We start from the raw sequence: 14,911 nt of genomic DNA on the forward strand, positions 1-14,911 counted from the left end.
GAAATTAAAATCAGCACACAGCAAAACAGCCCATCTTCCGACCATTGACCTCAGCTTCTTTACAGATTAAAAATGCCCAGTGCCAGCGCTCCGGAGAGTTGTTGTTTGCACCGGTTTCCTTTATTCTGCAGCCCGGGCAGCTGGCCGTGATTGCCGGCGCCAATGGTTCAGGTAAAACCACCTTGCTGGAAGCCTTGGCCGGGCTGAGCCTGTTGCGCCGTGGTGAAGCCCGTTTTGCTCAATCAGCAGAGCAGCATGTCTGGTTACAAAACAGTCATTACCTGGGACATAAGCTGGGTAACAAAGCCAACCTCACTTGCCTGGAAAATTTGCAGTTTGTGGCTTCCATCAACGCCACTTCAGTGACTCAACATCAACTGGAACTTCTGCTTGAAGAGGCTGGACTGGCGGGCTATGAATACCAATTTGCCAACGACCTTTCGGCCGGCCAGAAAAAACGCCTGGCACTCAGTCGTCTGCTGATGCTCAACAAAACCTTCTGGTTACTCGACGAACCATTCGTCAACCTGGACCATGGTGGTTGTGACTGGCTTTACGCAATGATTGAACGGCACCTAAAACAAGGTGGCGCGGTGTTGTTAACCGCTCATGACCAGAAAAAAATCCATGCCCTGGCGGATCACCACATCACATTGCAACCATCAGCTGCTGAGGTGAGCTCATGAGGTTTCAGGCATTGGTCAAACGGGATGTGCTGGTCAGCTGGCGAAAGAAATCAAACATTTATCAGCCGCTGGTGTTTCAGTTACTGATCGTCACCATGTTTCCCCTGGGCCTTGGGGCGGGTGCTCAAACCCTGGCCAAAATTGCACCGGCTGTGGTCTGGATTCTGGCTTTACTCAGCACCCTGATCACCCTGGAAAACATTTTCAAGGATGATTTTGAAGATGGCAGTCTCGGAGTCTACGTATTGTCAGGCATGAACCTGCCTTTGGCCGTACTCAGCAAAGCATTGGCCCACTGGCTGACCACAGGGATACCAGTGATCCTGTTTGCTCCGGTAACCGGGATGCTGTTGCACTTACCTGAACAGGCCAATGGTATTCTGATGCTTTCATTATTGATCGCCACCCCCATATTCAGTCTGTTAGGAACCATTGGCTCTGCTTTGATCATGAACATCAAAAACGGCGGTATGCTGTTGAGTGTTTTGGTGATGCCATTGTTGGCCCCAGTGCTGATTTTTGGTGCCGGTGCGGTGTTGGAAACCACCCTCGGCAATTCAGCTTATGGGCATTTAATGCTATTATCCGGTTGTGCTGTTTTGTGCCTGACACTGGCACCGCTGGCAGCGGCTGCAGCCATCAAGATTAACCTGGAATAAATCAATGAACCGAATCATTAAGTTTTATCACGAAATGGGTTCCCCGCCCAGTTTTTACCGCATCACCAGTCACTGGCTGACTCCGTTGTTGGTGCTCGCTCTGGGATTAACCCTCTATGGTTTGATCGATGGCTTGTTTTTTGCTCCCGAAGATTATCAACAGGGTGATTCATACCGCATCATATTTGTTCACGTACCGGCCGCCTGGATGAGCATGTTCATCTATGCCATTGTGGGAGTGGCTGGCATCATGACTTTCGTCTGGCGTATGAAAGTCGCTGAAGCTGTGATGATGGCCAGCGCCCCCATTGGAGCCTTGTTCACTGCTGTGACGCTGCTCACCGGTATGCTTTGGGGTAAACCCATGTGGGGAACATACTGGGACTGGGATGCACGCATGACATCAGAACTGATCCTGCTGTTTCTGTACATTGGGGTTATGGGTATTTACGCCGCCTATGACGAAGACCCTCGCAAAGCAGCCAGACTGGCTGCTTTGGTGGCCATCATCGGTTTGGTCAATTTGCCCATCATCCGCTACTCAGTTTACTGGTGGACCAGTATTCACCAGGGTTCTTCTGTCTCGCTGATGGGGGGTTCTAACGGCATCCAGGACTGGGACATGCTCAGGCCCTTGCTGGTGATGGCCCTGGCCACAAAGTTTTATTTCCTGTATTCCATGTTGAGCCGGGCACAAAGTTACCTGTTAAAAACCGAACAACACAAACAATGGGTAAGCAAAGCCATTGACGGGCAAGCCCGCCATAAACCCGGAGTGTCATCATGATGGAATGGTTTGACATGGGTAAATACGATTTTTACGTGTGGACATCCATTGGGGTGTTCGCAGTGGCCATGTTGGCTGATTATGTCAGCGTCAGAAACAGAGCCAAACACATCAAACGACAAATCAAAGCCAAAAACCGGAGAAAACAATCATGACCCCTACCCGCAAGAAAAGGTTGTTGCTGATCCTTATGGTTGCCCTCGGGGTATCCATAGCGGTGGCTATTTTCCTCACCGCATTCAAAGAAAACATCATGTTCTTTAAAAGTCCCACTGAAGTCAGTGCCGGCCAATACCCGGAGAACCGCAACTTCAGATTGGGCGGCATGGTCAAGGAAAACAGCATGCAACGCATTCCAGACACCCTCAAAGTGGAATTCATAGTGACCGATTTTGCTCAGGATGTGACTGTCCAGTTTGAAGGTATTTTGCCTGACCTGTTCCGGGAAGGTCAGGGTGTGGTGACCATAGGCCAAATGGTCAACAAAGACTTGTTTGTCGCCGAGGAAGTACTGGCCAAACACGATGAAAACTACATGCCACCAGAGGTGGCTGATGCTTTGGAAAAAGCCAAGACGCAAAACGCAAAGTATGAGCAGGGAGGCATTGAATAATTATGCTGGCCAATACCGGACAATTTCTCCTGGTGCTCGCCTTGTGCACCTCAGCTGTGCTGATGGTCTTGCCCATGGTGGGTTACTTTAAAAACAACGAACAATTGATGAAAACGGGCAGACCATTGTCCTATCTGTTGTTTGTCCTGGTGCTGACCACCTTTGTGATCCTGGTGAGCTTATTCGTTATGCAGGATTTTTCGGTGACCTATGTCTGGCAACATTCCAGCCTCGAATTACCCTTGCGTTACCGCATAACCGCAACCTGGGGGGCTCATGAGGGCTCTGTACTGATGTGGGTCACTGTACAGGCGTTGTGGATTGCCGCCGTGGCCAGGTACAGCCGTTCACTGAGTCTCAGCCAGGTTTCCAGGGTCTTGTCTGTATTGGGTATCATCGCCACAGGTTTTTTGGCTTTCGTACTGTTTGCTTCCAACCCATTTGAAATCACCAATCCGGCACCGTTGGATGGCCGCGACCTGAATCCTTTGTTGCAGGATTTCGGCATGATCATTCACCCGCCTCTGTTGTATTTTGGTTATGTGGGACTGTCTGTGGCCTTCGCCCTGGCTGTGGCCGCACTGATCGGAGGGCAAATTGATGAAAAATGGATCCGCTGGTCACGTCGCTGGACCAACCTGGCCTGGGCATTTTTGACTGTCGGCATTATTTTGGGCAGCTGGTGGGCTTACTACGAATTGGGCTGGGGTGGCTGGTGGTTTTGGGACCCGGTAGAAAACGCCTCATTCTTGCCCTGGCTGGCTGGTACCGCATTGATCCATGTGCAGGCAGTCAGCGAGCGTAAAAACGCTTTCCGGGGCTGGACGGTCCTGTTGGCCATCATTGCCTTCAGCCTCTGTGTACTGGGAACATTCCTGGTACGTTCAGGCAGCATCACATCGGTGCATTCTTTTGCCGCTGATCCGTTTCGAGGGGTTTTCATTCTGGTATTGCTTGGCATATACGCCGGAGGTGCACTGACATTGTATGCCCTGCGCGTCAATCAATTGCGTTCCAGGGACGCCATAAACCTGGAATCCCGGGAAACCATGCTGTTGGCCAATTCACTGATTTTCATTACGTCTACATTCACCATTCTGCTGGGCACCCTGTTTCCCATGATTTTTGAAGCCATGGGCAAGAAAATATCTGTGGGTTCACCCTATTTTGGTCTGATGTTTTTCCTGTTGATGATCCCCATGGCCGTGTTGTTACCCCTGGGCGCTCAGCTTAAATGGCACAAAGACAAGATGGGCGCAGCGATCAAAGCACTGCTACCACACTTTTTCATTGCCACGGCGCTCACTGTTGGCGCATACTTCTTGTTTGATGGATTGAATCTGCGGGCCACAGCAGGTATCTTTGGCGGCTTCTGGATCGCTTCATCATCAGTGGGCCAGATTTTGAAATTCCCTGGGCGCATGAATGCCGGGTTTGTCGGCATGTCTGTCGCTCATCTGGGTGTTGCGGTGTTCTTATTTGGCATGTCAATGACTGAACATAAAGACGTAGAGAAAGACATTCTGCTCAAACCCGGTCAAACCACACAAGTGGCTGGCTATGATTTCACCTTTAATGGTGTGAGTCAGGTCAAAATTGAAAACTACCAGGCTCAGCAAGGTTCCATTCAGGTCAGCCAAAACGGACGGCCCATTGTTGAACTGAATCCTCAAAAACGTTTTTATCCCAAACAACAACAACCCATGACCGAGGCAGACATCTATCCGGGCTTCACCAAAGACATTTATGTGTCATTGGGCGAAGCTGTCAATGATCAGGGTGACTGGGCCGTGCGCATTTACATCAAACCATTTATCCGCTGGATGTGGTTTGGCGGTCTGATGATGATGGCCGGAGCAGTGATTGCCTTGTTCAGCAAACGCAGTCAGCGATTGGAACAACAGCAGGTCGACCAGGTCATGCAGGAGCGACTGAAACTGTCATGAAGAAAGCCCTCATCGCCTTGTTGCCATTGAGCATTTTTGCCGCCCTTATTGGCTTGTTGTATGTCAATTTGAGCACCCATTCTGAAGACCTGCCTTCGCCCCTGATTGGCAAACCTGTACCGCCATTTAAGCACCCAACGCTGTACAGCAATCAGGTGCTGACTGAACAGGATTTTCGTGGTCAGCCCTGGCTACTGAATGTGTTTGGTAGTTGGTGTCCCAGCTGTCAGTATGAACACCCTTTGGTGACTGCACTGGCCCAATCCGGCACCATCAAAGTGGTGGGACTGAATTGGAAAGACGAAGCGGTTGATGCCGATCGATGGCTACGGAAGTGGGGCAACCCCTATCATGAAATACTGGTTGATTATGAAGGCGACACCGCCATCAACCTCGGCGTATACGGCGCGCCTGAAACGTTTCTCATTGATGCTCAGGGCATCATAGTGCACAAAATAACCGGGGTGTTGACTGAAGAAAACATCAGAGAACAATTGATGCCCCGCATTGAACAATTAAGACCATAATGAAAAAGCTCGTCATATTACTGCTGCTCAGCACCGCTGTTCAAGCCATAGAAGTCTACGAATTCGATACCCCTGAACAAGAAGCGCTGTATCAGCAACTGACCAAGGAGTTGCGCTGTTTGGTGTGTCAAAACCAAAACCTGGCAGATTCTGATGCCGGCCTGGCCAAGGACCTCAAAGACCAGGTAGCTGAATTTGTCCGCAGTGGACAGGATGCAGAATCCATCAAAAATTACATGATAGAACGCTATGGTGATTTTGTGAACTACGACCCTCCAATGAATGCCAGTACGGCATTTCTGTGGTTTTCTCCTTTGGTGGTTTTCTTACTGGGCGGGGTGATCCTGTTCATCAAAATCAGGGGTGCCAAAGATGAATGAATTGATGGTTTATCTGCTGGTCTGCGCACTGACCCTGTTGTTATTTGCATTCTGGTTTGGCCGACAGGGACAAGCTGATGAAAAACGATGGTTGCTGAAGAAAATTCAACAAGGTGGTGATGAACAGCACACATACCTGAACGCCTTGAACCAGCTCAACGAACAAAGCAACAACACCGCCAAAGTCACGTTATGGATGGCATTGCTGATCATCCCGGCTACACTGATCATCGATTATGTCTGGTTTCAGGAAATCCCCATTGAAGAACGGATTTCCATCAATGAAGCCAATGAATCCGCACCCGATCTGGAAACCGCCATCCGTCAATTGGAAACCAAACTGGCAGAAGACCCCAATGACCTGGAAGGACAATTACTTTATGGTCGCAGTATGATGCGAATGCAGGAATTTGACAAAGCAGTTGCGGCTTATCAACAGGCCATTGCCCTGGCGCCTGACAACGCCAATGTGCACACAGAGCTGGCAGAAGCCATCGCCTTTCGCAACAGAACCGGCAGTTTCCTGGGTGAGCCAGAAGCCTTGATCGCCAAAGCCCTGCGCCTGCAACCACTGAATCAAAAAGCCATGTGGTTACAAGGCATCATCCACTTTGAAAAACAGCAATTTGAAGCCGCCGAAGAATTATGGGCCACCTTGCTGCCAATGGTCGGCAGCCCCAATGTCCGTGACACCATCACCAAGCAAATCAATCAAGCCAGGGCCGCTCAGAATAAGCCACCCATTGACCCACAGCCAGAAAACAACAACAGCCAACCTCTGTTTGATGTTCTGGTAGATGCATCAGCTGCCGTGAAAGACATGCCACTGAGTCCACAATCACGTTTGTTTATTTACGCCCGTGAAGTCAACGGTCCGCCCATGCCAGTGGCCGCGGTGCCGGTCAATACACCTTTTAACTGGCCCATTCTGGTTACCCTGACTGATCGCAACAGCTTGAATCCGGAACGCAAACTCAGCTCGTTTGAACAGCTTTCATTCAGCGCCAAACTCAGCCTCAATGGCAGCGCCACACCGGCTGCAGACGACTTGAAGTCGACATCGGTGATCAGCCCGAAAACCAACACCAACATTCAACTCATTCTGGAACAGTAATCCCCATGAACAATCCAACCATTCGCAAAGTCCCGGAACTCAACCTCGAAGACTATCTGGCCGGGACCGAACTTGAAAAACAACGATTCGTTGATCAGTTTTACGCCGGACTGGTCGATTATGGCTTCATTGTCCTCAATCCTTACCAGTTTGATTTTAATCTGGTGGATGACTGTTATCAGGTATTCAAATCTTTTTTCAAGCTGCCTTTGGCCAGCAAACAACGATACAACATCCACGACGGAGGTAAACGTGGCTATGTTCCTCGTTTACAGGAACACGCCAAAAACAGTGAGAATCCGGATTTGAAAGAATTCTGGCATGTAGGACGAGAAGTGCCGGCAGGACATCACCTGGCCGAAGAATATCCTGCCAACCTGTGGCCAGAAGAAATTGCTGATTTCAAACGCAAAACCTATGCGTTGTATGAGCAGCTGGACCAAACGGCATTGGTGATGTTCCGCTCTCTGGCTACGGCTCTTGATGTACCCAAGGATTATTTTGAGAAGCTGACCAGGGATGGCAACTCCATCCTGAGGGCCATTCATTATCCACCAATGACTGAGTTTGAGTTACCCGGCTCTGTGCGGGCTGCCGCTCATGAAGACATCAACCTGATCACTCTACTGGTTGGAGCCACAGACAGTGGCCTGGAACTGCTTGACCGGGATGGTCAATGGTTGGCTGTAGAATCCACTCCGGGACAAATTGTCGTCGACTCCGGTGACATGTTGTCACGGATCACCAATGAAGTAATACCAGCCACCACCCACCGTGTGGTGAATCCATCAGATGACACATCAGACCGATACTCAATGCCATTTTTCTGTCACCCTCACCCAGATGCCGTACTCAGTTGTATTCCATCCTGTCATGGAACAGGTGCCAAGTACCCAGACATCACTGCCCGTGACTTTTTGAATCAACGATTGCGTGAAATCGGTCTGGCCTGAGCGGAACACTGCAAAGTTGACAATTTTTGGTTGCGGGAATTAAAACAGGCCCGAAGTTGTGAACAGATGAGCAAGTGTGTGCGTCCGGACCACATTTTTTTGCATTTATGCTCAAGATTCATTATGATAATCAAAGGTTAAAACGAAGTAAAACTTATGGCAAGAATATTGATCATTGATGATTCACCTTCGCAACTTTACGGCATGCAAAAAATTGTTGAGAAGCTGGGTCATGAGACCATCCTCACTGAAGATGGCAAAGAGGGAATTCAAATCGCCCGGGAACAGTTACCCGATTTGATTTTGATGGATGTGGTGATGCCTGATTTAAATGGTTTCCAGGCCACGCGTAAAATCAGCAAAGACGAACGCACTGCACACATACCCATCATCATTGTAACAACCAAGAAACTGGAAACCGATCGTGTGTGGGGACTGAGACAGGGGGCGAAAGAATACCTGGTCAAACCAGTGACTGAAAAGGCACTGAAGACCGTACTGGCCACTCACTTGCCATCATAATCAACAGGCCAGACACCAAACACGTTAAAACCACCTGTTATGCAGGTGGTTTTTTTTGTCCTGCAATTTCACCCATGAATTGACGATAGTAACGCAACTCTTTGATTGATTCCTGAATGTCAGCCAAGGCCAGGTGTTGACCGGTTTTACTGAAGCCGTCCAAAAGCTGTGGATTCCATCGCCTTATCAACTCTTTGATTGAGCTGACATCAATTTGCCGGTAATGAAAATAGTTTTCCAGCTTAGGCATCCATTTAGCCAGAAATCGACGGTCCTGACAGATGCTGTTGCCACACATGGGTGACGAGTGTATCGGTACATGTTCCTGTAAAAACTCGATGGTCAATTGTTCGGCTTCCCGGGCTGATATATCTGAAGCCAGAACCCGGTCCCATAACCCAGACTGTGAATGATGTTCTGTGTTCCATTCATCCATCGCCAACAGAATCTTTTCTTCCTGATGAACCGCCAGGCTTGGGCCTTCGGCAACCACATTCAATTCCTGGTCTGTGACGATGGTGGCAATTTCAATGATGTGATCTTTGGCTGGATTGAGGCCCGTCATTTCCAGATCGATCCAGATTAAATTGTTTTTGTCGCTCATTGATTGTTCCGCAAAAATGGACTGGCTATTTTACCTGATTAAAAACCGTTTGTTGGATTAATCATTCAATTCAGTTACCATGTCGGCATGTCAAGAATTTGTCGCGTCACATCTACACAAAAAACCACAGCCAGTTTGCTGGCGTGTGATGATCATGAGCCCATGCATGCTTTTTTTCCCAGAAAACTCAAACCCATTTGTGGCGACAAAGTGGCGATTGAATCAACCGCTTCAGATCACCGCATTGAACAAATTCTGCCCCGAATGAACAGTTTCTGCCGGGCCGACAACCGGGGCAGAAAACAGCACATTGCTGCCAACATCGATCAGATCATGATTGTCATGGCCGTCGAACCTTTCCCCACCAGGGACATCCTTAACCGTTATCTGGTCGCGGCCGAAGCCGAAGACATAGAGCCCCTGCTGGTTTTCAATAAACATGACCTGGATGAACGCATTTTCATCAACCAGATCAACCAGTATGAACAACTGGGTTATCAGGTGTTTAAAACATCCAAGCATGACCAGGCTTCAATTGATGCCATCAAACCCTTACTGACGGGTAAAACCACGGTCATTGTGGGGCAGTCAGGAGTCGGCAAATCGTCCATTACCAGGGTAATGCTACCTGGTGTTGAGCTGAAAACCGGTAAGCTATCGGTAAAAACCGGCAAAGGTGCGCACACCACCAGTGTCACACAAATGTACCATGATGCCGCGCTTGATGCCTACATCATTGATTCTCCCGGGGTTTGGGAATATGGCCTTTGGGTGATGTCTGCCCATGAAATAGCAGCAGGCTTCAGGGAGTTTCAACCGCTGTTGGGACAATGTAAATTCAGTAATTGCACACACATCCACGAGCCCAGCTGTGCCATCATGCAAGCCGTTAAAAAAGGGAGCATTCGATCTGATCGATATGAGTCTTATCTGCGCATTGTCGACTCCATGAAGTATTGGGGTTAATGCTACAATAAGCACATGCTTATTAAATTCTGTAATCAATGTGGCCATGAGGTCAAATACCAGGTGCCCCATGGTGACGACAAACCCAGGGCCATCTGTCAGCGCTGCTTTCACATTCAGTATGAAAATCCCAAAATCGTCAACGCCTGTATTGTAGAGCATGGTGGTAAAATTCTTTTGGGTAAACGCACCATCGAACCACGCAAAGGATTTTGGAATGTGCCCGCCGGATTCATGGAGAATGGCGAAGCCACCCGTTCAGGAGCTGTGCGGGAGGTAAAAGAAGAAGTATTGGCCGAATTAAAAAACGTGACTTTATTCGGCGTTTATAACATCATCCAGCGCAACCAGGTTCATGTTTATTTTCGAGGTGAACTGGCACATGATGAGTATGGCGCCGGAGCAGAAACATCCGATGCCAGGTTGTTTGCTCCAGAGGACATTCCCTGGGACCGACTGGCTTTTCCGGTTGGCATCACTGCCCTCAAAAGATACATCAAAGAAATGCCTACCGGTGACTTCACCATAAAAGAAGAAGACATCATCATTGATTATGACCTGTTGAAACAATTTGATCCACAACCAAGCAATGACTGACTGGCACATTGAATCATTTTTCGACCGGGCAACCGGCACTTTTTCCTACGTGGTGGCTGACCTCACGAATCAGGTGTGCGCGGTTATAGACTCAGTCCTGAATTACGATCAGGATGCCGGCAAGATCAGCACTGAATCAGCGGATGAAATCATCCGCTACATTGATGATCAGCAACTGACAAACCTGTGGCTTTTGGAAACCCATATCCATGCTGATCACATCACCGCCACCCATTACCTCAAACCTAGAATCGGTGGTCGGACTGCCATTGGCAGCGGCATCAAACAAGTGCTGCCCATGTGGATTCCGGTGTTCAATACCGCCGCAAATACGCCTGCAGATGCTTCCCAGTTTGATCAGTTATTTGATGACGGTGATGTTTTTCAAATTGGTCAACTGAACGCCAAGGTCATGCTCACACCAGGACACACACCAGCCTGCGCCAGTTACCTCATCAGAGATGCCGTGTTCGTTGGTGACACCCTCTTTGCCCCACAATCAGGTACCGCACGGGTTGATTTTCCCGGTGGCAGTGCTCAAAGTTTGTATGACTCCATTCAACGACTGTATGCCTTACCCGATCGCACCAGGGTGTTTTTATGCCACGATTATCCCGATGAGGATGCTGCACCCTGCAATCAAATGCTGCTCAAAGAACACAAAGAGAATAATCGCATGCTTAATGCACAAACCAGTCTGGCAACCTTTGTCGAAAGGCGGCTGCAACGTGATGGGCAATTATCGGTGCCTAAGCTCATCCTGCCCTCGATTCAGGCCAACATGCGTTTGGGCGATCTGGGCGAACCTGATGACAATGGCATTCGGTATTTAAGAATTCCACTCAACCAACTCTGATCCTCCGGCCTGTAAGACAGATTGAAAATCTGAGAGACTGGTGCATCACATTTCTGGGCAGACCCTTACTGCTGAGGTTGCAGTACCACAGCCGGTACATGAACACGACCATCCATCAATATCCGGGCACTGCGACTCATGATGACTTTAGCCGCTGTCCACTGACCTTTAATCTGCGTCACTTCAGCCCCGACTTTAAGGGTACCTGAGGGATGCCCAAAACGCACGGCTGTGCGGTTACCGCCACCCGCTGCCAGATTGACCAATGTGCCGGGAATGGCTGAGGCAGTGGCAATCGCCACGGCGGCCGTACCCATCATGGCATGGTGCAACAGCCCCATCGACATGGCCCGGACATTCAAATCAATATCCACCTCTGAAACAGGCTTGCCACTGGAAGACTGATAAGCTTTGGCAGGCGCAACGATTGCCACCTTGGGTGTGTGCTGACGGCTTGCAGCCTCTTCCACTGAATGAATAAGGCCCATTTTGATGGCTCCATGAGCCCGGATGGTTTCAAACCTGCTCAACGCATCCCCATCACCATTGATGTCACCTTGCAGCTCTGTACCCTGATAACCCAGGTCTGAAGCATTGAGGAAAATCGTTGGAATGCCAGCATTGATCAGGGTGGCTTGAAATGTACCTATTCCCGGCACCTCCAGTTGATCAATCAACTGGCCGGTAGGAAACATTGCTGCATCCCCCACCGGATCAACAAATTCAATCTTTACTTCAGCTGCCGGAAAAGTCACACCATCCAACTCAAAATCTCCGGTTTCCTGAACTTCACCGGCAGTGATGGGCACATGAGCCACGATGGTTTTTTCAATGTTAACCTGCCAGATTCTAACCACAGCTACCCCGTCCTCAGGTATTCTGGATTCGTCTACCAGACCACTGCGAATAGCAAATGCGCCCACAGCTGCCGTCAGGTTGCCACAGTTGCCACTCCAGTCAACAAAGGCCTTGTCAATCGCGACCTGGCCAAACAGGTAATCCACATCATGATCTGCATGATTACTTTTTGACAATATGACTGTTTTGGAAGTGCTGGAGGTGGCGCCTCCCATTCCATCAGTCTGTTTGCCATAGGGGTCAGGACTGCCGATCACCCTGAGTAATAATTGGTCACGCACCGGACCTGGCTTCTGAGCAGCCTCAGGCAGATCATTGAGGTTAAAAAACACCCCTTTTGAAGTGCCTCCCCGCATGTAGGTGGCTGGCACCTGTATTTGTGGTTGATGTATTGTCATGGTTGTTGTTTTGGTGTCATTATCAGGGGCTGTCAAAAGAATCAGCAAATATTAAATCAGGCAGTATAGTTAAAGGTGCGGATATATTCACATCATCGATGTGCCAGCCATCACGCGTGACACTGCTGTCACTGGTTACCCGGAAGCGGATATAAACAGTTGCTGCAGATGAGTAATCTTGCAGGTCAAAAATGGCTTCAGACCAAACACCCGCAGGACTGGCTCCACTGAAAGCCTGCAATTGAGTCCAGCTTTGATTATCAATGGAAATTTCCACCCGTCCATAATCAAAATTACTTTCAAAATCATACTGATGCCTGAATGACAAGCTGGCATTGCTGACTTGTGAAAAGTCGATGGCAGCTGAAGTCAATGATTGATCTGTGCTGTTGTCATAATCGCCACTTTCACTGTCAGTCCAGGCATGCGTTGGGCTGTGAGCGGCTTCGGTTGACAACACCCATTGACCGCCAGGCTGCCAGTCCTGTATACCCGACTCTCCATCAAACGCATACACTGAGACCAATGGAATCAAGCTGAAATCCTGCTGGCTGGAATCACCATTGGCCACCTCCACAGCACTGATTTGTACGGGTAAATACCCTGGTATATCAACCATCAGATCATACGTCCCTGGTGGCAATTGCAACTGGTACTCACCCAATGGGTCGGTGATGACCTGATAGTCATTCAAATAAACCGTTACACCAGCCAGTGGTGCTCCGGTTGAACGGTCAGTCACCGTTCCGTTAATCAGGGGTGCTGTCAAGGGATCAATGACATCCAGGAACACAGCGCTGACCGCTCCCCAATGACCATCAGCATCTTTGGCGCGCACGTAGATTAAGTGCTGACCTGCAGCAAAGCCTTGGGTGTCAACACTGCCTTCAATGGGTTCCTGAGGAGCGTCAAATGCGCCATCTGCGGGCGCCATGGCAACCACTGAAGCACTGTTATCCCAGGGCGGTGTGGCCACTGAATACTGCGCTTCACTGACGTTCTGTGACGGTTCTGTACCACCACCAGTCAGGTATCGCTGATCATCAGCGATGGCATGCAACTGAACCAAATCACCAGCGGTAAATGGGGTCATAAACGGCGACAAATTGGTCACATCAGGGCCCAATGCAATGCGGTAAGGCTGACGGGAAGCTTTGGCAGCATAAATCAATGCCGGTAGATTTTGTGGCACGATGGACTGTTCAAAAAATCCACAATCCTCAAAAAATGCCGTGCCCAGTTCCAAGGTGTACCCCGGAACACCAAACCGCCCGTATGCATAATCTTTGGTGGCGCCATCCACAGTTCCCAGGCTCCCCAACTGAGGGCGATAACCATTGTGAAAAGCCATTTTACGGGCCAGTGACAAGATGCCATCACCATTGGGAGGAGGCGTATTTGTAAATCCCCAGGAAGAAAGAATCACTTCACCAAAACTGTGAATATCCAAAAACACACCTGTGGTGTCTGTTGGCGCCAAATCAGTCAGGTCATCGTCCCGGTAATCAATGAACAGCTGATCCATGTAGTTCTGCATGCCGATGGTTTCCGGCTCAGATGCTGCAGCTGGCCCCCGAAATGTCTGATCACAGGCATTGGTGGTTGAACCACCACAACACCCCCACTGAAAAGAAAAATTTCGGTTCAGATCAATGCCCCGGCTGTTGCTGTTAGGACAAAAGTTATTGTTGGCATTTTTACGCCAGGAAAGCCCGGTTTCAGCCATTTTTCGACCATCTGGATTGGCCTGTAACAACAGGTGTATGTCATGGTGATCCACCAACCAGGTGGCATCCGCATCCTGACCGTATTCACCCAGCAACCATTCAGCAAATCGGGTTACCAACTCTGCATTGGCATACTCGCGGGCATGGACACCACTGGTGACCAGTAACGGAGGTTTGGTACCGGTGATGTGCTGGTTACTGATGCGCAATATCTGAAGATCATAGCCCAAGGCCACATCCTGTGTCTTCACCCACGAATCCCCCACGTCAATCCAACTGGCCAAATCCGGATGCTCATTGACCAACGAAGTGGCTGTGGCAAATGTTTCTTCCACTGTCCGGTAACAAGCAAAGCCAGCAATCCCCCCACCTGACGGACTATTCTGCTGGCGCTGATTGGTCGTCAGTGCACGTTGCAGACGGGCACTTCCAGCGACATCAGTTTGCACTTCAAATTGCTGGTTTTTCAACCAGCTCAGTTCGGTGCCGCTGACTTCCAGTTTGACCACCTGGTCCTTGTGTTCAAGCTGGAAATGGTCAAATGCCTCAGCCAATTGTTTCAGTTGATGCTGGTCCTGATATTTGACTTTAATCAGCCACCGGTCTGTCGGGTCAGCATGGCTGTATACCGCCATCCACATCAGCAAACAACTGATCATCCACTTATTCATTCATCCCACCTCTTATAGCTGTTTTTATTGTTGTTTTTATATTGAGT

17 protein-coding genes are annotated in these 14,911 nt (G+C 49.4%); 14 read left to right on the forward strand and 3 right to left on the reverse strand.

Annotated features, from left to right (window positions below; translation table 11 throughout):
* Positions 1 to 44 precede the first annotated feature (44 nt).
* The 11 genes from ccmA (at position 45) to B0475_RS15310 (ending at position 8,187) form a co-directional block, all read left to right on the forward strand.
* Positions 45 to 686: a heme ABC exporter ATP-binding protein CcmA gene (ccmA, locus tag B0475_RS15260; RefSeq protein ID WP_157893008.1), complete on the forward strand. Its 642-nt coding sequence runs from the start codon at positions 45 to 47 to the stop codon at positions 684 to 686.
* The gene (gene ccmB, locus B0475_RS15265; RefSeq protein ID WP_077412751.1) at positions 683 to 1,345 is read left to right on the forward strand and encodes a heme exporter protein CcmB; all 663 of its coding nucleotides are present in this window, start codon (positions 683 to 685) and stop codon (positions 1,343 to 1,345) included. The genes ccmA and ccmB overlap by 4 nt, the downstream gene beginning before the upstream one ends.
* Before the next feature lie 4 nt (positions 1,346 to 1,349).
* Positions 1,350 to 2,132, forward strand: a complete 783-nt coding sequence (gene ccmC / locus B0475_RS15270) for a heme ABC transporter permease CcmC (protein WP_077412752.1) — start codon at positions 1,350 to 1,352, stop codon at positions 2,130 to 2,132.
* Positions 2,129 to 2,287, forward strand: a complete 159-nt coding sequence (gene ccmD, locus B0475_RS15275) for a heme exporter protein CcmD (RefSeq protein WP_077412753.1) — start codon at positions 2,129 to 2,131, stop codon at positions 2,285 to 2,287. The genes ccmC and ccmD overlap by 4 nt, the downstream gene beginning before the upstream one ends.
* On the forward strand, positions 2,284 to 2,745 hold the full coding sequence (gene ccmE / locus B0475_RS15280) for a cytochrome c maturation protein CcmE (protein ID WP_077412754.1): 462 nt from the start codon (positions 2,284 to 2,286) through the stop codon (positions 2,743 to 2,745). Before ccmD ends, ccmE begins: the two co-directional genes overlap by 4 nt.
* A gap of 2 nt (positions 2,746 to 2,747) precedes the next feature.
* Complete coding sequence (locus B0475_RS15285; RefSeq protein ID WP_077412755.1) at positions 2,748 to 4,691, forward strand: heme lyase CcmF/NrfE family subunit; 1,944 nt, start codon at positions 2,748 to 2,750, stop codon at positions 4,689 to 4,691.
* Positions 4,688 to 5,218, forward strand: a complete 531-nt coding sequence (locus B0475_RS15290) for a DsbE family thiol:disulfide interchange protein (protein WP_077412756.1) — start codon at positions 4,688 to 4,690, stop codon at positions 5,216 to 5,218. Before B0475_RS15285 ends, B0475_RS15290 begins: the two co-directional genes overlap by 4 nt.
* Positions 5,218 to 5,598 (forward strand): cytochrome c-type biogenesis protein, encoded by a 381-nt coding sequence (locus B0475_RS15295; protein WP_077412757.1) that lies wholly within the window; start codon positions 5,218 to 5,220, stop codon positions 5,596 to 5,598. The genes B0475_RS15290 and B0475_RS15295 overlap by 1 nt, the downstream gene beginning before the upstream one ends.
* A complete protein-coding gene (locus tag B0475_RS15300; protein WP_077412758.1) occupies positions 5,591 to 6,712 on the forward strand; it encodes a tetratricopeptide repeat protein in 1,122 nt (373 codons plus the stop codon). Before B0475_RS15295 ends, B0475_RS15300 begins: the two co-directional genes overlap by 8 nt.
* Positions 6,713 to 6,717: 5 nt before the next feature.
* Positions 6,718 to 7,665 (forward strand): isopenicillin N synthase family dioxygenase, encoded by a 948-nt coding sequence (locus tag B0475_RS15305; RefSeq protein WP_077412759.1) that lies wholly within the window; start codon positions 6,718 to 6,720, stop codon positions 7,663 to 7,665.
* Positions 7,666 to 7,821: 156 nt separating this feature from the next.
* Complete coding sequence (locus tag B0475_RS15310) at positions 7,822 to 8,187, forward strand: response regulator (RefSeq protein WP_077412760.1); 366 nt, start codon at positions 7,822 to 7,824, stop codon at positions 8,185 to 8,187.
* 37 nt (positions 8,188 to 8,224) lie between these two features.
* On the opposite strand, the gene orn is transcribed toward B0475_RS15310, so the two are convergent.
* On the reverse strand, positions 8,225 to 8,791 hold the full coding sequence (gene orn, locus B0475_RS15315; RefSeq protein WP_077412761.1) for an oligoribonuclease: 567 nt from the start codon (positions 8,789 to 8,791) through the stop codon (positions 8,225 to 8,227).
* 87 nt (positions 8,792 to 8,878) lie between these two features.
* Between orn and rsgA the strand changes: the two genes are divergently transcribed.
* Genes rsgA through B0475_RS15330 form a run of 3 tightly spaced genes read left to right on the forward strand, consistent with a single transcriptional unit; the run spans position 8,879 to position 11,210 of the window.
* Complete coding sequence (rsgA, locus tag B0475_RS15320) at positions 8,879 to 9,757, forward strand: ribosome small subunit-dependent GTPase A (RefSeq protein WP_077412762.1); 879 nt, start codon at positions 8,879 to 8,881, stop codon at positions 9,755 to 9,757.
* Positions 9,758 to 9,772: 15 nt separating this feature from the next.
* A complete protein-coding gene (locus tag B0475_RS15325; RefSeq protein WP_077412785.1) occupies positions 9,773 to 10,354 on the forward strand; it encodes an NUDIX hydrolase in 582 nt (193 codons plus the stop codon).
* Positions 10,347 to 11,210: an MBL fold metallo-hydrolase gene (locus B0475_RS15330; protein WP_077412763.1), complete on the forward strand. Its 864-nt coding sequence runs from the start codon at positions 10,347 to 10,349 to the stop codon at positions 11,208 to 11,210. The genes B0475_RS15325 and B0475_RS15330 overlap by 8 nt, the downstream gene beginning before the upstream one ends.
* A 65-nt stretch (positions 11,211 to 11,275) precedes the next feature.
* On the opposite strand, the gene prpF is transcribed toward B0475_RS15330, so the two are convergent.
* Both prpF and B0475_RS15340 read right to left on the reverse strand, forming a co-directional pair.
* Positions 11,276 to 12,466 (reverse strand): 2-methylaconitate cis-trans isomerase PrpF, encoded by a 1,191-nt coding sequence (gene prpF, locus B0475_RS15335; RefSeq protein WP_077412786.1) that lies wholly within the window; start codon positions 12,464 to 12,466, stop codon positions 11,276 to 11,278.
* A 22-nt stretch (positions 12,467 to 12,488) separates the two neighbouring features.
* A complete protein-coding gene (locus tag B0475_RS15340; RefSeq protein ID WP_077412764.1) occupies positions 12,489 to 14,864 on the reverse strand; it encodes a M14 family zinc carboxypeptidase in 2,376 nt (791 codons plus the stop codon).
* Between the last annotated feature and the right edge of the window lie 47 nt (positions 14,865 to 14,911).

Source organism: Marinicella sediminis (assembly GCF_002000055.1).
Classification (GTDB): Bacteria; Pseudomonadota; Gammaproteobacteria; order Xanthomonadales; family Marinicellaceae; genus Marinicella; species Marinicella sediminis.